The organism is Pseudomonas sp. JQ170C, assembly GCF_035581345.1.
GTDB lineage: Bacteria > Pseudomonadota > Gammaproteobacteria > Pseudomonadales > Pseudomonadaceae > Aquipseudomonas.
This window is the reverse complement of record NZ_CP141608.1, coordinates 1,495,757-1,519,934: the sequence shown is the minus strand read 5'-3', so window position 1 is coordinate 1,519,934 and position 24,178 is coordinate 1,495,757. Positions and strand designations below refer to the sequence as shown.

Below are 24,178 nucleotides of genomic sequence, written 5' to 3'. Positions count from 1 at the left end.
CTTAGGACAACAGGAGCCGAAGATGAAAGCGCCGCGCGTTACCCTGGATCAGTGGCGGACCCTGCAGGCGGTGGTCGACCACGGAGGTTTTGCCCAGGCGGCCGAAGCCCTGCACCGCTCGCAATCCTCGGTGAGCTACACCGTAGCCCGCATGCAGGATCAGCTGGGCGTGCCATTGCTGCGCATCGACGGACGCAAGGCGGTGCTGACCGAGGCCGGCAATGTGTTGCTGCGCCGCTCCCGGCAACTGGTCAAGCAGGCCAGCCAGCTCGAAGACCTGGCCCATCACATGGAACAGGGCTGGGAAGCCGAAGTGCGTCTGGTGGTCGACGCCGCCTACCCTAATGCCCGCCTGGTCCGCGCCTTGAGTGCGTTCATGCCGCAAAGCCGCGGTTGCCGGGTGCGCCTGCGCGAAGAGGTACTGTCCGGGGTCGAAGAGGTGCTGCATGAAGGCATCGCCGACCTGGCCATCAGCGGCTTCAATATCTCCGGCTACCTGGGCACCGAACTGAGCTCGGTGGAGTTCGTCGCCGTCGCCCACCCCGACCACAGCCTGCATCGCCTGGGCCGGGAGCTGAGCTTCCAGGACCTGGAGAGCCAGCTGCAAGTGGTGATCCGCGACTCGGGCCGAGCGCAGCCCCGTGACGTGGGCTGGCTGGGCGCCGAACAACGCTGGACGGTCGGCAGCCTGGCCACCGCCGCCACCTTCGTCAGCAGCGGCCTGGGCTTTGCCTGGCTGCCGCGCCACCTGATCGAGCGCGAGCTGCGCGAAGGCATTCTCAAGCCCTTGCCACTGGATCAGGGTGGCAGTCGCCATCCACTGTTCTACCTTTACTCCAACAAGGACAAGCCCCTGGGCCCGGCTACGCAGATTCTCATCGAGTTGCTGCGCAACTTCGATACCGCGCCGCTGGATGTGCCCTTCGCCGCCCCCGCCCAAGCCTGACAGGAATTGCGCCCATGGCTTATTTCGAACACGAAGGTTGCTCGCTGCACTACGAGGAATATGGCCAGGGCGATCCGCTGGTGCTGCTGCACGGCCTGGGCTCCAGTTGCCAGGATTGGGAAATGCAGGTGCCAACCCTTGCCCGCCACTACCGGGTGATCCTGATGGACATCCGCGGCCACGGCCGCTCCGACAAGCCTCGTGAGCGCTACAGCATCGCAAGTTTCAGCGCCGACCTGCTGGCCCTGCTGGAACACCTGCAAACCGGCCCGGTGCATCTGGTGGGGCTGTCCATGGGCGGCATGGTGGGGTTCCAGTTCGCCGTCGATTACCCTGAAATGCTGCGCAGCCTGTGCATCGTCAATAGCGCACCGGAGGTCAAGCGCCGCACCCGCAGCGACTGGATCTGGTGGGCCAAGCGCTGGGCCATGGCCCGGGCCCTGAGCCTTGACACCATCGGCAAGGCCCTGGCCGCCCGCCTGTTTCCCAGGCCCGACCAGGCAAACCTTCGGCACACGATGGCCGAGCGTTGGGCGAAGAATGACAAACGTGCTTATCTTTCCAGCTTCGATGCCATTGTCGGTTGGGGCGTCAGCGAACGCATCGGGCAGATTCGCTGTCCTACGCTGGTCATCAGCGCCGACCAGGATTACACCCCGATACAACTGAAGGAGCGCTATGTCAGCCTGATTCCCCAGGCACGACTGGCGGTCATCGAGGATTCGCGGCACGCTACGCCGCTGGACCAACCCCAGGTTTTCAATCAGACGCTGCTGCAGTTTCTGGCAGCGTCCACCACCCCTCAAGGAACATTGAGCCCATGCTGAAAAAACTCCTGCTCGCCACCTGCTCGGTCGTCTTCGCCACCAGCCTGATGGCTGCCGACAAGGCGCCTCACGTGCTCTTGGACACCAGCTTCGGCCAGATCGAAGTGGAACTGGACCCGGTCAAGGCCCCGATCAGCAGCAAGAACTTCCTCGAATACGTGGACAGCGGCTTCTACAACAACACCATCTTCCACCGGGTGATTCCAGGCTTCATGGCCCAGGGCGGCGGCTTTACCGAACAAATGGTGCAAAAGCCCACCAAGGACCCGATCCGCAATGAAGCCAGCAATGGCCTGCACAACACCCGCGGCACGCTGTCGATGGCCCGTACCTCCAACCCGAATTCGGCCACCAGCCAGTTCTTTATCAACGTTGCCGACAACGCCTTCCTCGACCCGGGCCGCGATGCCGGTTATGCCGTGTTCGCCAAAGTGGTCAAGGGCATGGATGTGGTGGACCAGATCGTCAACTCCCCAACCACCGTCAAGAAAGGCATGCGCGATGTGCCGGTCGACCCGGTGTTCATCAAGTCGGCCAAACGCATCGACTGATCCCGAGGTTTCACAAGGACGTGAACCAGGACCTTTGGGTCGCACCAGACAGGAGTTACCCTTTTCATGTTGTTCCGCCGCTTCGAAAAGCTGATCGATATCTTCCGAGAAGCGCCCAGTGCAGCACCGCCCAGTACCGTGCTGCCGTTCTACCTCTACTACCTGCGCCAGGTGTGGCCAAGCTTTGCCGCCCTGCTGGTAGTCGGCCTTATCGGCGCACTGATCGAAGTGGCGCTGTTCAGCTACCTGAGCCGGATCATCGACCTGGCCCAGGGCACCCCGAACATCAACTTCTTCAGCGAGCATGCCGGTGAACTGCTGTGGATGCTGGTGGTGGCGCTGATCCTGCGGCCGGTGTTCGTCGGCCTGCACGACTTACTGGTACACCAGACCATCAGCCCCGGCATGACCAGCATGATTCGCTGGCAAAACCACACCTATGTGCTCAAGCAGAGCCTGAACTTCTTCCAGAGCGACTTTGCCGGGCGTATCGCCCAACGCATCATGCAGACGGGCAACTCGCTACGCGACTCGGCGGTGCAGGCGGTGGATGCCCTGTGGCATGTACTGATCTATGCCATCAGCTCGCTGGTGCTGTTTGCCGAGGCCGACTGGCGCCTGATGCTGCCGCTGATCACCTGGATCCTCTGCTACATCGGCGCGCTCTATTACTTCGTGCCACGGGTCAAGGAGCGGGCCGTGGTCTCCTCCGATGCCCGCTCCAAGCTCATGGGCCGGATCGTCGATGGCTACACCAACATTGCCACCCTCAAGCTCTTTGCCCACACCGACTACGAACAGCAATACGCCCGCGAAGCCATCCGCGAACAGACCGAAAAAACCCAGCTGGCCGCCCGCGTGGTCACCAGCATGGACGTGGTCATCACCAGTCTCAACGGCCTGCTGATCGTCGGCACCACCGGCCTTGCCCTGTGGCTGTGGACCCAGTCACTGATCAGTGTCGGCGCCATCGCCCTGGCCACCGGCCTGGTGATCCGCATCGTCAACATGTCCGGCTGGATCATGTGGGTGGTCAACGGCATCTTCGAGAACATCGGCATGGTCCAGGACGGCCTGCAGACCATTGCCCAGCCGGTCACCGTGACCGACCCGCCCAACGCCCCGACCCTCAAGGTCGACCGCGGCGGGGTGAAGTTCGAGAACGTGGGCTTTCACTACGGCAAGGGCAGCCGGATCATCGACGGCCTGAACCTGGAGATCCGTCCCGGCGAGAAGATCGGCCTGATCGGCCCGTCGGGTGCGGGCAAATCGACCCTGGTCAACCTGCTACTGCGCCTGTACGACCTGGAGAGCGGTCGCATCCTGATCGACGGCCAGGACATCGCCCAGGTGACCCAGGCCAGCCTGCGCGCACAGATCGGCATGATCACCCAGGACACCTCCCTGCTGCACCGCTCGATCCGCGACAACTTGCTGTACGGTCGCCCGGACGCCAGCGAAGACGACCTCTGGGAAGCCGTGCGCCGGGCCCGCGCCGACGAGTTCATCCCGCAGCTGTCCGACGCCCAGGGGCGTACCGGCTTCGATGCCCATGTGGGTGAGCGCGGGGTGAAGTTGTCGGGAGGACAGCGTCAGCGCATCGCCATTGCCCGGGTCCTGCTGAAGAATGCGCCGATCCTGATCATGGATGAAGCAACCTCGGCGCTGGACTCGGAGGTCGAGGCGGCGATCCAGGAAAGCCTTGAGACCTTGATGCAAGGCAAGACCGTGATCGCCATCGCCCATCGCCTGTCGACCATCGCGCGCATGGATCGCCTGGTGGTGCTGGAAAAGGGCCGGATTGCCGAGATGGGCAGCCATGCCGAACTGCTGGCTCACCAGGGCTTGTATGCGCGATTGTGGCATCACCAGACCGGCGGGTTCGTGGGGATTGATTGAATTATCGCGGGGCAAGCCCGCTCCTACAGTAGGAGCGGGCTTGCCCCGCGAACGATTTCAGCCCCGCCGATAAGGCAACGCCGTACCCGCCTCTTCGGCATACGCCATCACCCCCGCCCGCTCCTGCTGCAAAAATTCCTCCACCGCCCGCCTCAAGCCGGGATGCAGCAGGTAATGCCAGGACCGGGTAATCACCGGCTCAAACCCGCGAATCAACTTGTGCTCGCCCTGGGCCCCGGCATCGAAGCGCTGAAGACCCTCGGCAATGGCGAAGTCCATGCCCTGGTAGAAACAGGTCTCGAAATGCAGCCGATCGAACGCATCCAGGCAGCCCCAGTAGCGACCGTACAAACTGTCCCCGCCCACCAGGCTGAACGCCATGGCCACATCACGGCCGCCCTGGCGCGCCATGACCACACGAATCGCGCCGGGCATCCGCTCGGCCAGCAAGCTGAAGAACGAGCGGGTCAGGTACGGCGCCCGCCGCCGCACCGCATAGGTGTTGGCATAACAGGCAAAGACGAAATCCCACTGTGCCTCGCTGAGTTCATCACCTCGCATCCAGCGAAACTCGATCCCCTGCCCCGCCACCTGCTCGCGCTCCTTGCGCATCTGCTTGCGCTTGCGCGAAGCGAGGCTGTCGAGAAAGTCCTGGAAATCCCGATAGCCCTGGTTGCGCCAATGAAACTGGCAACCCAGGCGCTCCATCCAGCCTTCGCGACCTCGCATCACGGCGTCAGCCTGCTCATCGGTGAAGTTGACATGCGCCCCTGACAGGCCCTGTGCAAACAGTTCCTCGCTGAGCTGATCGATCAGGGCCCCACACGCCTGGGCATCCCCCAACAGGCGAGAGCCGCTGACCGGTGAAAACGGCACGGCGCACAGCAGCTTGGGGTAGTAGGCAATCCCGGCGCGTTCACAGGCATCGGCCCAGCCGTGGTCGAAGACGTATTCGCCGAAGGAGTGGGTTTTCACATAAGCCGGCAAGGCCGCCTGCACCTGCCCGGCCGCATCGGTGAGCAGGCGGTGGGCCGGCGTCCAGCCGGTATGGCGGCTGACGCTGCCGCTGTCTTCCAGGCTGCTCAGGAAGGCATGGCGCAAAAACGGCTGTTCCCCCGGCACCAGGGCATCCCAGGTGGCAGGTGTGAGGTCGGCGAGGCGAGGCAGGATCAGGTTGGGCATGGGCGCAGTCTGCCTCTTCACGCTGGCGAAAAAAAGCGCTTTGCTGGATCTTGGGGGTTGTGATTTTTGTGTTGGTGCTGGTGCTGATGCTGTGAGCTTATCCATTTCATGCGGCGAGGCTGCCGGCCCCTTCCGCCCTTACGGCGGCCCTACGCTGCGCTCCGGGTTCCCTCCCTCCGGAAGTCGCGAAGTTACGGGCGGCGCCTGTACTGGCGCATCTTCGAGATCAAAGCCCACTGCCAACAGCCAGGTAGGAGCGGGCTCGGTGGGAGCGGGCTTGCCCCGCGATCAGGCCCCAGCGTCATGCACATCCAGGCGCAACGGCGAAGCGTGATCACCGGCAGGCATGGATCTGTCGGCAAGACTGAAGATCCATCGCGGGACAAGCCCGCTCCCACAGATTGGGCCCGTTCCCACAGGCGGGAGCCCGCTCTTGATCTTGATTTTCATGCACGAACGTTCAGGCGCCGCGGAGTGCGACTTCAGGAGGCCGAGTGGAGGTGCCTGTAGGGGCAGTGCGCAGCACCTTCGGCGTAGCCGAAGACGCGAGACGTAGACTTGGCGAAGCAAGTCGTAGGCCGCGTGGCCCCGAAAGGTGCCGGAGCGAGGGAACCCGGAGCGCAGCGTAGGGCCGTATGCAGGAGCGAGCGGTTTTGCCTACTTTTCCCAGGAGAAAAGTAGGCCGCCGTAAGGGCGGAAGGGGCCGCCAGCCTCGCCGCATGAAATGGATAAGCTCACGACACCGACCCAACCCAACCCAACCCAAGGATCACCACCCCAGGAACGCCGTAAAGACCCAAAAAAAAGCCCCGCCAAGGCGGGGCTGAAGATCTAACGGATGAGGAGCGGTATTGCTTAGAACACGTACTGCGCGCGCATTACAAAACCGTCGCCGCTGTCGTCGCCCACAGCGTTCTCGGCGTTGTCGACATTAGCCTTGACGTACACACCGCTGAGCTTGATCGACTCGTTGGCGTACCAGTTCACACCCACGTTGTGGACCTTGGCTTCGACATCGTCGATGTTGGCGAACGCACCGTTGTCGTCATCGACGCTCAGGTGGTCGTAGCGGTAGAAGACTTCCCAGGCACCGATCTGCTTGTTCGACGGCTTGATCGCGTCGAATTTGCCCAGCTTGTAGCCACGGGCTTCACCGGTGATGGTGTAGGCCAGTTGACCGTAATAGCCGTCGGCCTTGATGTCGGAGAAGGCAGCGCTGTCGGCTTCGACGTCACGCTTGATGTATTCACCCTGTACCGAGAACGGGCCCATGGCCCAGGCGGCTTCCAGGTTCCAGGCCTTGTCGGTGTCGTAGGAACCGACCGGGGAGTTGTTGGCGCCACCCAGGGTCAGGCGGTTGCCGTTGCTGCCAGCATCCTGGCCACCGTCGGTGCTCACGCCACGCATGCCCAGGCGGCTGCGGATACGGCCGTCGAAAGCGGTGTCGGAAAGGTCACGCTGGGCGTAGTTGATGCCGAAGTGCAGAACGTTGCCAGCTTCGTGCATCGGGGCGAAGACGCCACGCAGGTTGAACTGCTTGGTGCTGTCGCCGTCCTTGTCCTGGTTGGTGGCGTCCTTGGCGAACACACCGACCGAACCGTACAGCGAGTCACCGGCGTTGCCGGAGGCCTGCAGGCCCATGCCGCCGTTGTGCGAGTTGGTCCAGTCGACCAGGTCGTACGCGGCGGTACGCTCTTGAGCGGTGACCCACTTGGAGCTGGTGGCTTTTTCCAGGCCGAACTCAGGGTCGAAACGACCCACCTTGATCGAGACCGGCTTGAAGCCGTTGTAGGCCAGCGACGCTTCGTCGAAGTAACCATCTTCAGAACGGTTGTCACCGCCGGAGTTATGCGAGAAGTCGTAAGCGATCGCGTAGGCCCAGTCGGTGTACATCACGCCGCCCAGTTCCAGGTAGGCGCGGCGGAAGTAGCCGGCGTCCGCGGTGTTGCCGTTGTTGGTGTAGAAACCGTCAAAACGGCTGTAGTCAGCCTGAATACGACCACCCAGCTTGAAGCTGAATTCCTTGTCGGTGGTAGCGACCTCGAGGCCACCCTTGGTCTTGACTACGATATCGGCGCCGTCGGTGGTCACGGTACCCGCGAAAGCCTGGGCGGTAACGGCCATTGCCAAGGCGCTGGCTGCGAAACCTGCGAAGTGCTTACGGATCATCGAAGAAGCTCCCCTACTTTATGGTCTTGATAATGTTGGAAAAACACGCGGCTTGGGCCACTTGTGCTGGGGAGGAATCTTGGCGGGGGCTTATGTCAGATCAGTGGCTTTTATATAAATGTTTTATGACAACGGAACTTTTTACTTCAAAAGGAAATAAGCCTGAAAGCCCCGTTGCAGGGCCTTCCGGTGGGTTTTCAGCGGGGATTCTGGTCCCGGTGGGCGTCGGTCAGGCGCTGGACGATTTCGTCGGCATCGTCTACCGGCGCCTCGGGCAGCGCCTTGACTGTCGCCTGTGCCAGGCGCATCTGTTTGATGAACCGTCGACAGTTTTTGCAGAACAACAGGTGCTGGTGCGCCAACAGGGTTTCGCCCAGGGCCAGTTGTCCATCCAGGTAATCGCTTGAGCGAGCGACCAAGTCTTTGCAGCTCAGCATTGGCCGGTTTCCTCGAAGTGCTCCAGGGTGGCGAAGACTTTCAGCCTCGCCCGGTGCAACAGCACGCGGACATTGGAGAGCGAGATGTCGAGAAGATTACAGATCTCCTCCAGTTCCAGCCCCTGGCGCTCGCGCAGTATCAGCACGCTGCTTTGCAGCTGCGACAGACTGAGCAAGGTGTGCTCCAGGCATTCGCGCAGCTCGTCCTGACTCAGCAGCGCTTCGGGGGAGTCCTGGTGCCAGGCGTGAGGCGCCAACAGCCAATGGCCGTCACTGGCGAATCGGTCATCGCCGACGGTGCCATGGGGGGACGGCAGATCATCAAGCAGGACTTCGCGGCGGTTCTGCTTGTAGCGGTTCTTGGCCGCGTTGGCGGTGATGGTCAGCAGCCAGGTCTTGAGGCTTGAGCGCCCCTGGAAACCCGGCAAGCCGCGCACCACCGCCAGCCAGGCATCCTGCACGGCTTCATCGGCCTGGCGGCTGCCAAGGATGGCATAGGCCACGGCGCGCATGGCGCCCTGGTAGGTGGTCACCAGTTCCTTGAACGCCTGTTGCTCACCGCGCAACAGGCGTTCAAGGAAACGTGCATCGGACTCGACCGTCATCGTCACCTCTTCCTGAACGAGCCCAATGGACGGTGAGTCGGGCGGTTTGTTACAGCGGACTCAGCGCTTGCGCAGAATCACACTGCCGATCGAGTAGCCGGCACCGAAGGAGCTGAGCACACCCAGCGAGCCCTTGGGCAAGTCGTCCTGGTGCTTGTGCAGGGCAATCACCGAACCTGCCGAACTGGTGTTGGCGTAGGTATCGAGAATCACCGGGGCCTCTTCTTCCAGGGCGTCCCGACCGAGCAGTTTCTTGACGATCAGGTGGTTCATGCTCAGGTTGGCCTGGTGCAGCCAGAAGCGCTTGACGTCGCTGACGTTGAGGTTGTTCTCGGCCAGGTGCTGACCGATCAGCTCGGCCACCATCGGGCAGACTTCGCGGAACACCTTGCGGCCTTCCTGGACGAAGAGTTTGTCGGGCGCGCCGATACCCTCTTCTGCCGCCCGGTTGAGGAAGCCGAAGTTGTTGCGGATGTTGTTGGAGAACTGGGTCAGCAGCTTGGTGCTGACGATGTCGAACTGGTGCGCCGAGGTCGCAAGATCGGCACGCTCGACCAGCACCGCAGTGGCCGCATCACCGAAGATGAAATGACTGTCGCGGTCACGGAAGTTGAGGTGGCCGGTGCAGATCTCGGGGCTGATCACCAGCACGGCGCGGGCCTGGCCGAGTTGCACGCTGTTGCAGGCAGTCTGGATGCCGAAGGTGGCCGAGGAGCACGCCACGTTCATGTCAAAGCCAAAGCCGTTGATGCCCAGGGCCTGCTGCACTTCGATGGCAATGGCCGGGTAAGGCCGTTGCAGGTTGGAGCAGGCCACGATTACCGCATCGACATCGGCAGCGGTGCGACCGGCGCGTTCCAGCGCCTGTTCGGCAGCCGCCACGGCCATCTGGCAAAGGATCGAGGGTTCGTCGTTGGAACGCTCGGGCAGGCGCGGGGCCATGCGCTGGGGGTCGAGGATACCGGCCTTGTCCATGACAAAGCGGCTCTTGATGCCGGAGGCCTTTTCGATGAACCCGGCGCTGGACTCGGCCAGGGCCTGCACTTCGCCACGCTCGATGGCCTGGGCGTTGTCAGCGTTGAACTGCTGCACATAGGCGTTGAAGGATTCCACCAGCTCCTCGTTGGAGATGCTGTTGGCCGGGGTGTACAGGCCGGTGCCGCTGATGACGACGTTATGCACGGTCGTTCCTCTGTTCGGTCGTTTTTTATTGGTACCAAAGTACCAAGTTGATCTGGCAATGACCCCGTTGAAGGATCACTGCGCTGTACTTGATTCTGGCGCCGCGTAGCCCTTGATAAATCCGGGGTACGCAGCGGATATCGCCCAAGTGTGCCACAACTGCCGGGGTTAGGCTTCCACCTGCCCCCACTGCTTGCTCAGTCGTTTGTCGGAAACCGGCACCTTGGTACCCAGCTGCTGGGCGAACAGTGAAACCCGGTATTCCTCAAGCCACCAGCGATACAACGTCAGCTGTTCATCGCGCTTGCCTTCCTGGGCATGCTTGTCGGCACGGGCCTTGTATTGGGTCCATAAGTTGCCCAGTTCGCCGCTCCACACCCGATCCTTCTGGACCTGGCTGCCGAGTTTCTCAAGGCGCAGTTCGATGGCCTTCAGGTAACGCGGCAACTCCTTGAGCCACACCCCCGGGGTTTCGCGGACAAAGCCCGGGTACACCAGGTTGCCCAGCTGCTGCTTGATATCGTTGAGCGCTACGGCCTGGGCCAGGTCGATCTTGCCCTTGAAGCGCTTTTGCAGGCCGTGCCAGAGCTTGAGGATCTCCAGCGTCAGGCGTGCCAGGCGCTCGGCGTGCTCGGTCCAACTGCCCCGCTTGCGCTCGGCCAGCGACGCCAGGCCTGCGCCATCGCGGGGCAAGGTGCTTTCACCTTCGAGGATGCAACTGTCGAGGCTGGCCAGCAGGATGTCCTCGACCAGCGCCTCGATGCGCCCCAGTTCACGGTACAGCAGCCCAAGCTCAGTAAGGCCCGGCAGCTTGCCGCGCAGAAACTTGGCCGGCTCTGCCAACTGCTGCAGCAACAGCCGCTGCAACGCGCGGCGGTGCTGGAACTCGGCCTCGGCCAGGGTCGAGAAGCGCCCTTCCTTGACCGTGCCATTCTCCTCCACCAAGGCGGGGTAGACCGTCATCGAAAGGCCGGCGATCTTTTGTTGCGCCGTCTCGGCCACCTGGGCAAACGCCTTGGCCTGCACCGGTTGCTGGCTCTTTTCCGTCTGCGGCACCGCCAGCGCAGCCTGGCTTGCCGCGGCAAAGCGTGCAGTCAACTCGGCCAGATCGCGGCCTTCGCCGAGAAACTTGCCCCGGGCATCGACCACTTCCAGATTCATCTTCAGGTGATCGTCCACCTGCCCGGCCGCTTCGGCCCAGGCCTCGTCGCTGACCCGCGCGCCGGTCATGCGCAGCAGCTCACGCCCCAGCGCCTGGGGCAGCGAGCCTTCGGCAAAGGTCATGCGCTGCAGTGCGGCCTTGACGAAATCCGGCACCGGTACGAAGTTCTTGCGCAAGGCCTTGGGCAGGTTGCGCACCAGGGCAATGCACTTGGCTTCGAGCAGGCCCGGCACCAGCCATTCCAGGCGCTCACCCGGCAGGCTCGGCAGCAGCGGCGCCGGTACCCGCACCGTGACGCCGTCACGGGGATGGTTGGGCTCGAAGTGATAACTCAAGGCCAGGCTCAGTTCGCCCAGGCGCAAGGTGTCGGGGTACTGCGCCGCCGTCACTTCACTGGCCTCGCGCGCCAGCACGTCTTCCTCGCGCATGATCAACAACTGCGGGTCTTTCTGGCTGTTGACCCGGTACCAGCTGTCGAAGGTGGCGGTCTGGTGGATTTCAGCCGGCAGACGCGCCTCATAGAAGCCGTACAGGGTTTCCTCGTCGGCCAGAATGTCGCGGCGACGGGCCTTGGCTTCCAACTCGTCGAGCTGCTCCAGCAATTGGCGGTTGGCCGTCAGACACTTGGCCTTGGACTGGATTTCGCCGCCCACCAGCGCTTCACGAATAAACAGCTCGCGGGACATCACCGGGTCAATCGGCCCGAAGTGCACCGGGCGCCGGCCGACCACGATCATGCCGTACAGCGTGACCTGCTCGAAGGCCACCACCTGGCCGCGCTTCTTCTCCCAGTGCGGCTCGAAGTGGTTCTTCTTGATCAGGTGGCCGGCCAGTGGCTCGATCCAGTCCGGCTCGATCTTGGCCACCATGCGCGCGTACAGCTTGGTGGTTTCCACCAGCTCCGCGGTCATGATCCACTGCGGGCGTTTTTTCCCCAGCCCCGACGACGGATGCACCCAGAAGCGACGCTGGCGTGCACCGAGGTAGTCACCGTCTTCAGTCTTCTGGCCGATCTGGCTGAGCAGGCCCGAGAGGATGGCCTTGTGCAGTTTCGGGTAGTCGGCCGGCTCTTTGTTGATGCTCAACTGCAAGTCGCGGCAGATCAGGCTCAATTGTCGGTGGGCATCGCGCCATTCGCGCAGGCGCAGATAATTCAGGAAGTTCTTGCGGCACCAGTTGCGCAAGGGGCTCGCGGTCAGGGCCTGGCGTTGCTCTTCAAAACCACGCCACACGTTGACCAGGGCGGCGAAGTCCGAATCGACATCCTTCCATTGTGCATGGGCCTGGTCGGCAGCCTGCTGGCGCTCGGGCGGACGCTCGCGCGGATCTTGCACCGACAGGGCACTGGCGACGATCAACAGCTCGTTCAGGCTGCCTTGCTTGGCGCCTTCGAGCAGCATGCGGCCCAGGCGCGGGTCGACGGGCAAGCGCGCCAGTTGCCGGCCCAGCGGCGTCAGCTGGTTCTCGCGGTTGACCGCCGAGAGCTCCTGCAAGAGGTTGAAACCGTCACTGATGGCCTTGCCATCTGGCGGCTCGATGAACGGGAAGGCGTCGATCTCACCCAGGCGCAGGTGAAGCATCTGCAGGATAACTGCCGCCAGGTTGGTACGCAGGATCTCGGGGTCGGTAAAGGCCGGGCGGGCGTTGAAGTCTTCCTCGCTGTAGAGGCGCACGCAGATGCCCGGCTCGACCCGCCCGCATCGGCCTTTACGCTGGTTGGCGCTGGCCTGGGACACCGCCTCGATCGGCAGGCGCTGAACCTTGGCGCGGTAGCTGTAGCGGCTGATACGCGCCGTGCCGCTGTCGATCACGTAGCGAATGCCCGGCACCGTCAGCGAGGTTTCGGCAACGTTGGTCGCCAGCACCACGCGGCGGCCCGGATGGGACTGGAAGATCTTCTGCTGCTCGGCCGGCGACAGGCGCGCGTACAACGGCAGGATTTCGGTGTGGCGCAGCTGGGCCTTGCGCAGCATTTCGGCGGCGTCGCGAATCTCGCGCTCGCCGGGCAAGAACACCAGCACATCGCCCGGGCCTTTGCCCTGGCCGCGCTCGAAGGCGGCAATTTCGTCGAGGGTGGCGAGAATGGCCTGGTCTACCGTGAGGTCGTCTTCGACCCGGTTGCCCTCCTCGTCCTGCTCGCTGGTCAGAGGCCGGTACCAGGTTTCCACCGGGTAGGTGCGGCCGGACACTTCGATGATCGGAGCATCGTTGAAGTGCTTGGAAAAACGCTCCAGGTCAATGGTGGCCGAGGTGATGATCACCTTCAGGTCCGGGCGACGCGGCAGCAGGGTTTTCAGGTAGCCGAGCAGGAAGTCGATGTTCAGGCTGCGCTCGTGGGCTTCGTCGACAATGATGGTGTCGTAGCGCTCGAGAAAACGGTCGTGCTGGGTTTCCGCCAGCAGGATGCCATCGGTCATCAGCTTGACCAGGGTGTTGGCATCGCTCTGGTCTTCAAAGCGCACCTGATAGCCCACCAATGCGCCCAGCGGCGTGCCGAGCTCTTCGGCCACCCGGGTGGCAACACTGCGCGCCGCGATACGCCGCGGCTGGGTGTGGGCGATCAGGCCATGCTGGCCACGGCCCAGTTCCAGGCAGATTTTCGGCAGCTGGGTGGTTTTGCCCGAGCCGGTTTCCCCGGCAATGATCAGCACCTGATGCTCGGCCAGGACCTTCTTGATCTCGTCCCGCTTGGCCGCAATCGGCAGGCTGTCGTCGTAACGGATGCGCGGCACACTGGCCTGGCGCGCGGTGACCTGGGCGCAGGACGCCTGGACCTTCTCCACCCACTGGGCCAACTTCGCCTCGTCCGGGCGTTTGCGCAATTCATGCAATTGGCGGCGCAGGCGGTGGCGCTCGGCAATCATGGCGTGGTCGAGGTTTTTCAGCAGTTGATCGATGGCGTGGTCAGTCATGGGGGCTTTTAGTTGTGCAGGTGAGCCTGCTTTTTCATGATCGGCATAGGAAGGGCTGCGATTGTCGCAGATTTGCCCCCGCTCGGCACGGTTGCGGGTGGCGGCATGTTTGTTTAGCCGCTGATGATCTGAAGGTATACAAAGGCTGATTTAATGAACCTTCCCCGGCGTGGGAGTATCCAGGCATGACTTCGCCCCTGTGTACGCCCCGCCCGCTGTTGCGCCCTTCGTTCCCGAAGGTGAGGGCTCGCTCTGGCGAAAACCCGCTGGTTCATATCATTCTCGCCTTCTGGGCCTTGTGGCACTGCCGCCATGCCCGCCCACCCGATACCCGCCTCGCTCTGCACTGAACCGTGCGGCCAGCCCCTGGCCGAGCTTCCTTGTCGATGACTGTCGCCTGATGGCCAATACAGTCCTGTGCGCCTGAAGGCGCGAGCGAGCACCCGATGCAATTTGCCCCCCTTGAGCAGGCCCGAACGTTCCTGGCACAAAACCCCGATATCGAAATGATCGAGCTGTTCATCCTCGATGCCAACGGCGTGCCCCGCGGCAAGCTGCTGCACCGCGAAGAACTGCTGGCGGTGTATGAAAGCGGCCGGCCGCTGCCCAGCACCATCCTTGGCCTGACCCTCAATGGCGATGATGTCGAGAACTCCGGGCTGGTGTGGGACGTGGGCGATATCGACTGCCGCGCCTATCCGCTGGAAAACAGCCTGGTGCGCCTGCCCTGGCGGCAGATTCCCACCGCGGCGGTGCAGGTCAGCATGCACCCCAGCGAAGGCATGCCGGCGACCATCGCCGACCCGCGCCACTTGCTGGTCAAGGTCGTCGATGCACTCAAGGCCGAGGGTTACCACCCGGTCATGGCGTGTGAGCTGGAGTTCTACCTGCTCGATCAGAAGCGCGACTCGCACGGCCGCCCACAACCGGCACTCGACAACGACGGCGGTCGCCCTCGCGGTACCCAGGTGTATGGCCTGCGCGAACTGGAACAGATCGAGCCGTTCCTCGCCGACCTGTACGCCGCCTGCAAGGCCCAGGGCATTCCGGCGCGCACCGCGATTTCCGAGTACGCCCCGGGCCAGGTGGAAATTACCCTTGAGCACGGCGATGCGCTGCTGGCGATGGACCAGGCGGTGCGCTACAAACGCCTGGTCAAAGGCGTGGCACACAAGCACGGCATGCAGGCCTGCTTCATGGCCAAGCCCTTCGACGACCTGGCCGGCACCGGCATGCACATGCACGTGAGCCTGGCCGATGCCGAAGGCAACAACCTCTACGCCAGCGACGACAAGGCCGGTACCCCGCTGCTGCGCCAGTCGGTGGCCGGCATGCTCAAGCATCTGCTCGACTCGCTGCTGCTGTTCTGCCCCAACGCCAACTCGTACCGGCGCTTCCAGGCCAACAGCTACGCGCCACTGGCGCCGACCTGGGGCGTCGACAACCGCACCGTGAGCCTGCGCATACCGGGCGGCCCGGCCAACAGTCGGCATATCGAGCACCGCATCTGTGGTGCCGATGCCAACCCGTACCTGGCCGCAGCAGCGATCCTCGCCAGCATCCACCACGGCATCCGCCAGCAGCTCGACCCGGGCGCCCCGGTCGAAGGCAACGGCTATGCCCAGGCCAAGCAGCTGTTGCCTACCGACTGGCTGACATCGCTCAAGGCCCTGGAGTCTTCAAGCTGGGCGCGCGAGGCGTTTGGCGAAGCGTTCCTCGGCGTTTACCTGGCGGTCAAACGCGCCGAGTACCGTCAGTTCATGGCCGAAGTCGGCGAACAGGACTGGCGCTGGTACCTGACCCAGGCCTGATCCCTTTATTTTTGCGCCAAGGATTTTTTATGAACGCAGCCGTGAATACCGGCACCGCCCAGCGCAGTGCCTCCTACTACACCGCCAGCCTGAACGACACCACCCAGTACCCAACCCTCAAGGGCACGGTAAAGGTTGATGTGGCGATTATCGGCGGCGGCTTCACCGGTGTCGCCAGCGCCGTCGAACTGGCCGAACGGGGCCTTAAAGTCGCCATCGTTGAAACCAACCGCATCGGCTGGGGCGCCAGCGGGCGCAACGGCGGCCAGGTCACCGGCAGCCTCTCGGGCGATGAAGCCATGCGCAAGCAGATGCGCGAAAAGCTGGGCGACGAGGTGGATGACTTTATCTGGCACCTGCGCTGGCGTGGCCACCAGATCATCGAGCAGCGGGTCGAACGCTACGGCATTGCCTGCGACCTCAAGCGCGGCCATCTGCATGCGGCGATGAAGCCCTCGCACATGACTGAACTGCAGGCCTTCGAGGCCGAGGCGCGGCGCCGCGGCATGGGCGATCAGGTGCAACTGCTGGATCGCGCGGACATGGCCGAGCACCTGCAAAGCCCGCTGTACCTGGGGGCCCTGAAGAACCTGCGCAACCTGCACCTGCACCCGCTCAACCTGTGCCTGGGCGAAGCCCGCGCCGCCCACAGCCTGGGTGCGTTGATCTTCGAGAACTCCGAGGTGCTGGATATCGTCCACGGCGACCACCCCGCCATCGTCACCGCCCAGGGGCGGGTCGAAGCCAAGCAGATCCTGCTGGCGGGCGACGTGTACCACAAGCTGGAAAACCGCCAGCTCAAGGGCAAGATCTTCCCGGCCATGGGCGGCATCGTCACCACCGCGCCGCTGGGCGAACTGGCGGCGCAGATCAACCCCCAGGACCTGGCGGTGTACGACTGCCGATTCGTGCTCGACTACTACCGCCTGACCGCCGATGGCCGCCTGCTGTTCGGTGGCGGCGCCAACTACTCAGGGCGTGACTCGCGGGACATCGCCGGCGAACTGCGCCCGTGCATCGAGCGCACCTTCCCGGCACTCAAGGGTGTGCCGATCGAGTTCCAGTGGAGTTGCGCAATGGGGATCGTGGTCAACCGCATTCCGCAGCTGGGCAAGCTTTCAGACAATGTCTGGTACTGCCAGGGCTATTCGGGGCACGGCATCGCCACCAGCCACATCATGGGCGAGATCATGGCCGAGGCCCTGACCGGTACGCTGGAGAAATACGATACGTTTGCCGGCTGCAAGCACATCAAGGTGCCCATGGGCGATGTGCTGGGCAATCCGTTGCTGGCGGCGGGGATGTGGTACTACCAGATGCTTGAGAAGTTGCGCTAAGGCCAAAAGCATCGCGGGGCAAGCCCGCTCCTACATCATCCGTAGGAGCGGGCTTGCCCCGCGATTGTCCTGCAAAGAAACGATCAGGCGATCTTCTTCAGGCCCAGCTTCTTCAACTCTTCGTCACGCAGCTCACGACGCAGGATCTTGCCAACGTTGGTGGTCGGCAGCGCCTCGCGGAACTCGATGAAACGCGGCACTTTGTAGCCGGTGACGTTGGCGCGCATGTGCTCCATCACCTGTTCCTTGGTCAGGGTCACACCCGGCCGTGCAACGATGAAGAGCTTGATCACTTCACCGGATTTTTCGTCCGGTACGCCGATGGCCGCGCATTGCAGCACGCCCGGCAGCGCCGCCAGCACGTCTTCGAGCTCGTTGGGATAGACGTTGAAACCGGAGACCAGGATCATGTCTTTCTTGCGGTCGACGATGCGCATGTAGCCGTCCGGCTGGATCAGCGCGATATCACCGGTCTTGAGCCAGCCTTCGCTGTCGAGGATTTCGTTGGTGGCGTCCTGGCGCTGCCAATAGCCCTTCATGACCTGCGGGCCTTTGATGCACAGCTCGCCGACTTCACCCAATGGCAACTCGGTACCGGCGTCATTGACGATCTTGCACAGGGTCGAAGGCACTGGAATGCCGATGGTGCCGACCTGGTTGTGCTCGGACGGATTGACCGTCGCCACCGGGCTGGTCTCGGTCATGCCGTAGCCTTCGCAGATGGCACAACCGGTGACGGCCTTCCAACGCTCGGCCACGCTCATCTGCAGGGCCATGCCGCCGGACAGGGTGATTTTCAGCGCCGAGAAGTCCAATTTGCGGAAGTTCTCGCTGTTGCACAGGGCGACGAACAAGGTGTTCAGGCCGACAAAGCCGCTGAACTTCCACTTCGACAGTTCCTTGACCATCGCTGGCAAGTCGCGCGGGTTGCTGATCAGGATGTTGTGGTTGCCGATCAGCATCATCGCCATGCAGTGAAAGGTGAAGGCGTAGATGTGATACAGCGGCAGTGGCGTGATCAGGATCTCGCAACCTTCATTGAGGTTGGAGCCCATCAGCGCGCGGCACTGCAGCATATTGGCCACCAGGTTGCGGTGGGTGAGCATCGCGCCCTTGGCCACCCCGGTGGTACCGCCGGTGTATTGCAGCACGGCCACGTCATTGCTGTCGGGGCTGGCTTCCTTGACCGGCCGGCCGGCGCCTTTGCTCAGCACATCATTGAACTTGATGGCTTTGGGCAGGTGGTAGGCCGGCACCATTTTCTTCACGTACTTGATCACGCTGTTGATCAACAGGCGTTTTACCGGTGGCAGCATATCGGCCACTTCGGTGACAATAACGTGCTTGATCTGGGTCTTGGGCACCACCTTCTCGGCCAGGTGCGCCATGTTCGCCAGACACACCAGCGCCTTGGCGCCGGCATCGTTGAACTGGTGTTCCATTTCCCGCGCGGTATACAACGGGTTGGTGTTGACCACGATCAGGCCCGCACGCAGGGCTCCGAACACGGCTACCGGGTATTGCAGCACGTTGGGCAATTGCACGGCGATACGATCACCTGGCTGCAGGTCGGTATGTTGTTGCAGGTAAGCGGCAAACGCGCCCGACAACTCATACAACTCGCCGTATGTGATGGTTTTGCCCAGGTTGCTAAAGGCGGGTTTGTCAGCAAAGCGTTGGCAGGACTGTTTCAATACCGCTTGGATATTCGGGTACTCGTCGGGATTGATTTGCGCCGCAATCCCGGCTGGGTACTTATCCTTCCAAAAATTTTCGATCATGGAAGCCCACTCCTCCAGCAACAGCGAATTCTTCACCGCAGTCGATGCGATTATTATTGATATGAGATTACGGTTTATTGCAAACCAGGTAATCGGAAGCGGCCCGAGAGTAGCAGCTTTGCCAAGGGTCGACTAGAGCCAAAACGGCCCGATCAGTCACTAAAATGACTCTTGGTAATTTAATAGTCATTTTTAGAGTAAAAAGACTAAAGCCTTGGAATTTGTAGGAACGGGCTTGCCCCGCGATAGCGATCCAGCAGTCGAATCGCATCGCGGGGCAAGCCCGCTCCTACCTGACGTCAAGCTATGTCGCGAAGCTCGCGGCGCAGGATCTTGCCCACCGCCGTCATCGGCAGGGAGTCACGCAGTACGATGTGCTTGGGCACTTTGTAGCCGGTGAAGTTGGCCTTGCAGTAGGTCTTCAGTTCCTCAAGGCTCACGCCGCCTTCACGCGCTACCACGAACAGTTTCACCGCCTCGCCGGAGCGCTCGTCCGGGATGCCGATCACCGCGCAACTGGCCACCTTCGGATGGCTCATGACCACCTCTTCGATCTCGTTCGGGTACACGTTGAAGCCCGAGACGATGATCATGTCCTTCTTGCGATCGACAATCCGGGTGAAGCCATCGGGGTCGATCACGGCGATGTCGCCGGTCTTGAACCAGCCCTCGCTGTCCAGGGCCTCGGCGGTGGCCTGTGGATGCTGCCAGTACCCCTTCATGACCTGCGGGCCCTTGATGCACAGCTCGCCGCGCTCGCCCAGCGGCTGCTCGTTGCCCTCATCGTCGACCACCTTGAACCCGGTGCCCGGCACCGGAATGCCGACCGTACCCAGGCGCGCCAGCTGGCCGTAGGGGTTGGTGCTGGCCACCGGTGAGGTTTCGGTCAGCCCGTAGCCTTCAACGATGCGACAGCCGGTGATGCTTTCCCAGCGCTCAGCGGTGGCTTTGACCAGGGCGGTACCGCCCGAGTTGGTGACCTTGAGGGCAGAGAAGTCGAGGTTCTTGAAATCGGGGTGGTTCATCAGCGCCACGAACAAGGTGTTGAGCCCGAGCAAGCCCGAGAACTTCCACTTTTTGAGTTCCTTGATGAAGCCGCCGATATCCCGCGGGTTGGTGATCAGGACGTTGTGGTTGCCGGTGACCATCATGCACATGCAATTCGCGGTGAACGCATAGATATGGTAGAGCGGCAGCGGCGCGATCATCACCTCCTGGCCCTCCCGGATCATCCGCTGGCCATCCGCGCCGTGCTGGGAGAAGCAGGCCAGGACCTGGAGCATGTTGGCCACCAGGTTGCCGTGGGTGAGCATGGCGCCCTTGGCCAGGCCCGTGGTGCCGCCGGTGTACTGCAACACGGCGATGTCGTCGAGGCTCAGGGGCACCGGCTTTGGCACCAGGCCCCGGCCCTGGCTCAAGGCGGCCTTGAACGGCACGGCCTGGGGCAGGTGGTAGTCGGGCACCATCTTCTTGACCTTGGCAACGATGGTGTTGACCAGCCAGCCCTTGGCCGTTGGCAGCATGTCGCCCATCTTCGCTTCGATCAGGTATTCGATGCCGGTGTCGGGCAGCACTTCCTGCACCAGCTTGCCGAACATGTTCAGGTACACCAGCGCGCGGGCGCCGGAATCCTTGAACTGGTGGCGCATTTCGCGGGCGGTGTACAGCGGGTTGGTGTTGACCACGACCAGGCCGGCGCGCAAGGCACCGAACACGGCGATGGGATACTGCAGCACGTTGGGCATCTGCACGGCGATGCGGTCGCCCGGCACCAGGTCGGTGTGCTGCTGCAGGTAGGCGGCGAAGGCCGCCGAGTGACGTTCCAGTTCGGCGTAGGTCAGGGTCACCCCCAGGTTGCTGAACGCGGGGCGATCAGCAAACTTCTTGCAGGAGCGTTCAAACACTTCGACCACAGACTTGTAGGCATTCATGTCGATGTGCGAAGGAACGCCGTCGGGGCGCTTGTCATTCCAGAAATCAGCTTGCATTTATTCTTGTCCTCATACCTGAGCCGTTCCGGGCCCCCTTGCCTGCTTGGCGAAGAAGGTGCTTCGCCGAAGTTAGCAGGTATGTCGCAGGTGGCAAATATGCCAAGCACTGTCATTTACATTGTGAATCTTATTGGTGGACGCCCTTCAATTCTGTGCTTGGGTTATACACTGTGCTCTCCCACCGATCTGCGTGCACAAGGACCCGCCATGCATCACGACGCGTTCTGGCTACCAGCCAGCGACCACTGCAGCCTGTACGTCTATCAATGGCTGCCGAGCACGCCGATCAAGGCGGTGGTGTTGCTGGCCCATGGCATGGCCGAGCATGCTGGGCGCTATCAGCGCCTGGGCGAAGCCCTGAGCGCCGCAGGTTTTGCCCTGATCGCCCATGACCAACGCGGCCACGGCCGCACCGCCGAACTCGGCACCCTTGGCCTGTTCGCCCCCCATAAAGGCTGGAACGCGGTGGTCAACGACCTGGGCTTGCTCAGCCAGCACATCGGCCAGCAGTACCCAGGCACGCCGGTGTTCATCTTCGGCCACAGCATGGGCAGCTACATTGCCCAGGCCTACCTGATGCACCACGGCGCCAGCCTGCAAGGGGCGATTCTCAGCGGCTCCAACTTCCAGCCGCCGGCGCTGTACCGCACCGCCTGCGTGATTGCCCGCGCCGAGGCCTGGCGCCAGGGCCCCCTGGGCCACAGTGCGCTGATCGAGTGGCTGTCGTTTGGCTCGTTCAACAAGGCCTTCAAGCCCACCCGCACCGCATTTGACTGGCTGAGCCGCGATAGCGCGGAGGTTGATCGCTATGTGGCCGACCCTCTTTGCGGCTTTCGCTGCACCAACCGCTTGTGGATCGACTTGCTGATGGGCCTGGAGCAAATCAGCCAGCCGGCCAACCTCAAGCAGATCGATCCGAACCTGCCGATTCTGGTGATGGGCGGCGAATGTGATCCGGTCAGTGCCGGCAAGCGTCTGAAAGATCTGGCCGGTGCCTTGCGCCTGGCCGGCAACCAGCATGTCCAGTTGCAGCTGTACCCCAAGGCACGGCATGAACTGCTCAATGAAACCAACCGTGACGAGGTCACGGCCGCAATCATCGACTGGCTGGAGCAGGCGTTGGCCCTTGGCCGCCCTGCCCGCAGTGAATGACGGCCGACCTCATTTCCAGATGCAGGAACCCTATCGATGACCCAGGTCACCAACACGCCTTACGAAGCCCTTGAAGTCGGCCAGACCGCCAGTTTCAGCAAGACCGTCGAAGAACGTGACATCCAGCTGTTCGCAGCCATGTCCGGTGACCACAACCCGGTACACCTGGACGCCGAGTTCGCGGCCAAGAGCATGTTCAAGGAACGCATCGCCCACGGTATGTTCAGTGGCGCGCTGATCAGCGCCGCCGTCGCGTGCGAGCTGCCCGGCCCCGGCACTATCTACCTGGGTCAGCAGATGACCTTCCAGAAGCCGGTGAAGATTGGCGACACCCTGACCGTGCGCCTGGAAATTCTCGAGAAGCTGCCCAAGTTCAAAGTGCGCATCGCCACCCGCGTGTTCAACCAGAACGAAGAGCTGGTGGTCGATGGCGAAGCGCAGATCCTTGCCCCACGCAAGCAGCAGACCGTCGACCTGGTGAGCCCGCCGCCGATCTCCATCGGCTAAGGTTCACAGCTCGCTCAGGCGGCGCTCGATAAAGCGCCGCTCGGCGCCTTGCAAAGTCAGGCCCAGAGCGGTCTGGTACGCATCGCGTGCCTGCTCCAGCCGCCCCAATTGCCGACACAGTTCGGCCCGGGCGGCATGGGCCAGGTGATAGTCCTGCAACTGGCCTCGGGCCAGAATCGCCTCCACCGCTTCCAGCCCCACCTCGGGACCATCGCGCTGCGCCAACGCCGCAGCACGGTTGAGCTCCACCACCGGCGACGGCCAGCCCTGCAGCAGCACATTGTATAAACCGACAATCTCTTCCCAGTCTGTCGCTTCGGCACTGGCGGCTTCGGCATGCACTGCGGCAATCGCCGCCTGCAGGCTGTACACCCCGAACTGCTGGCTGCGCAGCGCCTGCTGCACCAGCTGGCTGCCCTCGGCGATCAACTCACGGTTCCACAAGCGGCGGTCCTGCTCATCCAGCACAATCAGCTCGCCCTGTTCATCACTGCGCGCCGCCTGTCGCGAGGCCTGTAGCAGCATCAAGGCCAACAACCCCAGCACTTCCGGATCGGGCAGCAATTGCTGCAGCAACCGTCCCAGGCGGATCGCTTCATCGCTGAGGTCATTGCGCATCAGATTGTCGCCCGATGACGCCGAATAGCCTTCGTTGAATACCAGGTAGATCACCCGCAAGACGCTATCGAGGCGCTCGGGCAACTCGGCCAGCGTCGGCACCTGGTACGGGATTTTCGCGTCGCGAATCTTGGCCTTGGCGCGCACGATGCGCTGGGCAATGGTGGCCGGGCTTTGGAGAAAGGCCCGGGCGATTTCCTCGGTGGTCAAGTCGCAGACTTCGCGCAGGGTGAGCGGCACCTGGGCATCGGCGGCCAGCGCCGGGTGGCAGCAGGTGAAGATCAGGCGCAGGCGATCGTCTTCCAGCTCCTCGACATTCACTTGATCGTCCTCCAGCACCTCCAGGGCCATCATCAACTGCGCCTGAGAGCGGTCGAAACGCGCGCGTCGGCGCAGCCCGTCGATGGCCTTGAAGCGCCCGGTGGACACCAGCCAGGCCCGGGGATTGGCGGGGACGCCATCGCGCTGCCAACGCTCGACGGCGACGAAAAACGCTTCGTGCATGGCCTCCTCGGCCAGGTCGAAATCCCCCAGCAAGCGAATCAGGGTTGCCAGGATGCGCCGCGACTCGCGGGTGTAGACCGACTCGACCTCGGCCCGTACCAACGCCTGTGTCGTCATCAGCCCGGCATCTGGGTAGTCACCAGCGCCACCAGCCGGTCGAGGCTTTCGCCCCAGCCGCGATGAAAACCCATTTCTTCATGGGCCAGACAATCGGCAGCGTTCCAGTGCCAGGCGCGTGCGGTGTACTGGGTCTTGCCGCGCACGTCTTCAAAGGTCACCACCGCCGTCATGAATGCCTTGTTCGACGGCACCCAGCCGGGCCCGAAGGCATCGGTGAAGACAATTCGCTCGGGGGCGACAATCTCCAGGAACACGCCCTGGTTCGGGTATTCAGTACCGTCCGGTGCCTGCATCACCGTGCGAAACAGCCCCCCTACCCACAACTGCATCTCGCACAGGGGCGTGGTCATGCCGTTGGGGCCCCACCACTGCGCCAGCAGCTCGGGCTCGGTCCATGCCTGGAACACCTTGCGACGAGGTGCATCGATCAGGCGGCTGAGGGACAGTTCGTACTGCGCTGCTCCTGGCGGATGAAGGCTCATCTT

The 24,178-nt window shown here is 62.8% G+C and carries 18 protein-coding genes; 8 read left to right on the top strand and 10 right to left on the bottom strand.

Annotation, left to right across the window (positions count from 1 at the left end; translation table 11 throughout):
• The first annotated feature begins 22 nt into the window (after positions 1–22).
• The 4 genes from U9R80_RS06980 (at position 23) to U9R80_RS06965 (ending at position 4,223) form a co-directional block, all read left to right on the top strand.
• The gene (locus U9R80_RS06980) at positions 23–946 is read left to right on the top strand and encodes a LysR family transcriptional regulator (protein ID WP_301837065.1); all 924 of its coding nucleotides are present in this window, start codon (positions 23–25) and stop codon (positions 944–946) included.
• Positions 947–960: 14 nt separating this feature from the next.
• The gene (locus tag U9R80_RS06975) at positions 961–1,773 is read left to right on the top strand and encodes an alpha/beta fold hydrolase (protein WP_301837066.1); all 813 of its coding nucleotides are present in this window, start codon (positions 961–963) and stop codon (positions 1,771–1,773) included.
• Positions 1,767–2,324, top strand: a complete 558-nt coding sequence (locus U9R80_RS06970; RefSeq protein ID WP_301837067.1) for a peptidylprolyl isomerase — start codon at positions 1,767–1,769, stop codon at positions 2,322–2,324. The genes U9R80_RS06975 and U9R80_RS06970 overlap by 7 nt, the downstream gene beginning before the upstream one ends.
• Positions 2,325–2,390: 66 nt before the next feature.
• Entirely contained in the window at positions 2,391–4,223 is a 1,833-nt protein-coding gene (locus U9R80_RS06965) for an ABC transporter ATP-binding protein (protein ID WP_301837068.1), read from the top strand.
• A gap of 57 nt (positions 4,224–4,280) precedes the next feature.
• Here the strand turns inward: U9R80_RS06965 and U9R80_RS06960 are convergent, their stop codons facing one another.
• From U9R80_RS06960 to hrpA, 6 genes are all read right to left on the bottom strand, one after another.
• Complete coding sequence (locus U9R80_RS06960; protein WP_301837069.1) at positions 4,281–5,405, bottom strand: GNAT family N-acetyltransferase; 1,125 nt, start codon at positions 5,403–5,405, stop codon at positions 4,281–4,283.
• 855 nt (positions 5,406–6,260) lie between these two features.
• On the bottom strand, positions 6,261–7,574 hold the full coding sequence (locus tag U9R80_RS06955) for an OprO/OprP family phosphate-selective porin (protein WP_301837070.1): 1,314 nt from the start codon (positions 7,572–7,574) through the stop codon (positions 6,261–6,263).
• Positions 7,575–7,771: 197 nt separating this feature from the next.
• Positions 7,772–8,011 carry a zf-HC2 domain-containing protein gene (locus U9R80_RS06950; RefSeq protein WP_301837071.1) on the bottom strand — a complete coding sequence of 80 codons (240 nt, stop codon included), beginning with the start codon at positions 8,009–8,011 and terminating at the stop codon, positions 7,772–7,774.
• Positions 8,005–8,616, bottom strand: a complete 612-nt coding sequence (locus tag U9R80_RS06945; protein ID WP_301837072.1) for an RNA polymerase sigma factor — start codon at positions 8,614–8,616, stop codon at positions 8,005–8,007. The genes U9R80_RS06950 and U9R80_RS06945 overlap by 7 nt, the downstream gene beginning before the upstream one ends.
• Positions 8,617–8,676: 60 nt before the next feature.
• The gene (locus tag U9R80_RS06940; RefSeq protein WP_301837073.1) at positions 8,677–9,798 is read right to left on the bottom strand and encodes a beta-ketoacyl-ACP synthase III; all 1,122 of its coding nucleotides are present in this window, start codon (positions 9,796–9,798) and stop codon (positions 8,677–8,679) included.
• Positions 9,799–9,966: 168 nt separating this feature from the next.
• Positions 9,967–13,872 carry an ATP-dependent RNA helicase HrpA gene (gene hrpA, locus U9R80_RS06935; RefSeq protein WP_301837074.1) on the bottom strand — a complete coding sequence of 1,302 codons (3,906 nt, stop codon included), beginning with the start codon at positions 13,870–13,872 and terminating at the stop codon, positions 9,967–9,969.
• 446 nt (positions 13,873–14,318) lie between these two features.
• On the opposite strand from hrpA, the gene U9R80_RS06930 reads away from it, so the two are divergent.
• The gene (locus tag U9R80_RS06930; RefSeq protein ID WP_301837075.1) at positions 14,319–15,683 is read left to right on the top strand and encodes a glutamine synthetase family protein; all 1,365 of its coding nucleotides are present in this window, start codon (positions 14,319–14,321) and stop codon (positions 15,681–15,683) included.
• 29 nt (positions 15,684–15,712) lie between these two features.
• Positions 15,713–17,020: an NAD(P)/FAD-dependent oxidoreductase gene (locus U9R80_RS06925; protein ID WP_301837076.1), complete on the top strand. Its 1,308-nt coding sequence runs from the start codon at positions 15,713–15,715 to the stop codon at positions 17,018–17,020.
• 83 nt (positions 17,021–17,103) lie between these two features.
• Here U9R80_RS06925 and fadD1 read toward each other — a convergent pair whose 3' ends face one another.
• Together fadD1 and fadD2 are read right to left on the bottom strand one after the other, a co-directional pair.
• Positions 17,104–18,801, bottom strand: a complete 1,698-nt coding sequence (gene fadD1 / locus U9R80_RS06920) for a long-chain-fatty-acid--CoA ligase FadD1 (RefSeq protein ID WP_301837077.1) — start codon at positions 18,799–18,801, stop codon at positions 17,104–17,106.
• Positions 18,802–19,100: 299 nt separating this feature from the next.
• Complete coding sequence (gene fadD2, locus U9R80_RS06915; RefSeq protein WP_301837078.1) at positions 19,101–20,789, bottom strand: long-chain-fatty-acid--CoA ligase FadD2; 1,689 nt, start codon at positions 20,787–20,789, stop codon at positions 19,101–19,103.
• A gap of 210 nt (positions 20,790–20,999) precedes the next feature.
• Here fadD2 and U9R80_RS06910 point away from each other — a divergent pair, with 210 nt between their 5' ends.
• Positions 21,000–21,944: an alpha/beta hydrolase gene (locus tag U9R80_RS06910; protein ID WP_301837079.1), complete on the top strand. Its 945-nt coding sequence runs from the start codon at positions 21,000–21,002 to the stop codon at positions 21,942–21,944.
• 36 nt (positions 21,945–21,980) lie between these two features.
• Positions 21,981–22,451, top strand: coding sequence for a MaoC family dehydratase (locus tag U9R80_RS06905; protein WP_028943168.1), 471 nt, complete (start codon positions 21,981–21,983; stop codon positions 22,449–22,451).
• A 3-nt stretch (positions 22,452–22,454) separates the two neighbouring features.
• Here the strand turns inward: U9R80_RS06905 and U9R80_RS06900 are convergent, their stop codons facing one another.
• Positions 22,455–23,690, bottom strand: a complete 1,236-nt coding sequence (locus U9R80_RS06900) for an RNA polymerase sigma factor (protein ID WP_301837080.1) — start codon at positions 23,688–23,690, stop codon at positions 22,455–22,457.
• The gene (locus tag U9R80_RS06895; protein WP_301837081.1) at positions 23,690–24,175 is read right to left on the bottom strand and encodes an SRPBCC family protein; all 486 of its coding nucleotides are present in this window, start codon (positions 24,173–24,175) and stop codon (positions 23,690–23,692) included. Before U9R80_RS06895 ends, U9R80_RS06900 begins: the two co-directional genes overlap by 1 nt.
• Between the last annotated feature and the right edge of the window lie 3 nt (positions 24,176–24,178).

What these genes read in the sequence shown, in the direction of transcription:
- U9R80_RS06930 (WP_301837075.1), top strand. Translation starts at nt 14,319, where the DNA reads ATGCAATTTGCCCCCCTTGAGCAGGCCCGAACGTTCCTGGCACAAAAC.
- U9R80_RS06895 (WP_301837081.1), bottom strand. Translation starts at nt 24,175, where the DNA reads ATGAGCCTTCATCCGCCAGGAGCAGCGCAGTACGAACTGTCCCTCAGC.
- U9R80_RS06950 (WP_301837071.1), bottom strand. Translation starts at nt 8,011, where the DNA reads ATGCTGAGCTGCAAAGACTTGGTCGCTCGCTCAAGCGATTACCTGGAT.
- fadD2 (WP_301837078.1), bottom strand. Translation starts at nt 20,789, where the DNA reads ATGCAAGCTGATTTCTGGAATGACAAGCGCCCCGACGGCGTTCCTTCG.
- U9R80_RS06955 (WP_301837070.1), bottom strand. Translation starts at nt 7,574, where the DNA reads ATGATCCGTAAGCACTTCGCAGGTTTCGCAGCCAGCGCCTTGGCAATG.
- U9R80_RS06970 (WP_301837067.1), top strand. Translation starts at nt 1,767, where the DNA reads ATGCTGAAAAAACTCCTGCTCGCCACCTGCTCGGTCGTCTTCGCCACC.
- fadD1 (WP_301837077.1), bottom strand. Translation starts at nt 18,801, where the DNA reads ATGATCGAAAATTTTTGGAAGGATAAGTACCCAGCCGGGATTGCGGCG.
- U9R80_RS06945 (WP_301837072.1), bottom strand. Translation starts at nt 8,616, where the DNA reads ATGACGGTCGAGTCCGATGCACGTTTCCTTGAACGCCTGTTGCGCGGT.
- U9R80_RS06965 (WP_301837068.1), top strand. Translation starts at nt 2,391, where the DNA reads ATGTTGTTCCGCCGCTTCGAAAAGCTGATCGATATCTTCCGAGAAGCG.
- U9R80_RS06925 (WP_301837076.1), top strand. Translation starts at nt 15,713, where the DNA reads ATGAACGCAGCCGTGAATACCGGCACCGCCCAGCGCAGTGCCTCCTAC.
- U9R80_RS06980 (WP_301837065.1), top strand. Translation starts at nt 23, where the DNA reads ATGAAAGCGCCGCGCGTTACCCTGGATCAGTGGCGGACCCTGCAGGCG.
- U9R80_RS06975 (WP_301837066.1), top strand. Translation starts at nt 961, where the DNA reads ATGGCTTATTTCGAACACGAAGGTTGCTCGCTGCACTACGAGGAATAT.
- U9R80_RS06900 (WP_301837080.1), bottom strand. Translation starts at nt 23,690, where the DNA reads ATGACGACACAGGCGTTGGTACGGGCCGAGGTCGAGTCGGTCTACACC.
- hrpA (WP_301837074.1), bottom strand. Translation starts at nt 13,872, where the DNA reads ATGACTGACCACGCCATCGATCAACTGCTGAAAAACCTCGACCACGCC.
- U9R80_RS06905 (WP_028943168.1), top strand. Translation starts at nt 21,981, where the DNA reads ATGACCCAGGTCACCAACACGCCTTACGAAGCCCTTGAAGTCGGCCAG.
- U9R80_RS06910 (WP_301837079.1), top strand. Translation starts at nt 21,000, where the DNA reads ATGCATCACGACGCGTTCTGGCTACCAGCCAGCGACCACTGCAGCCTG.
- U9R80_RS06960 (WP_301837069.1), bottom strand. Translation starts at nt 5,405, where the DNA reads ATGCCCAACCTGATCCTGCCTCGCCTCGCCGACCTCACACCTGCCACC.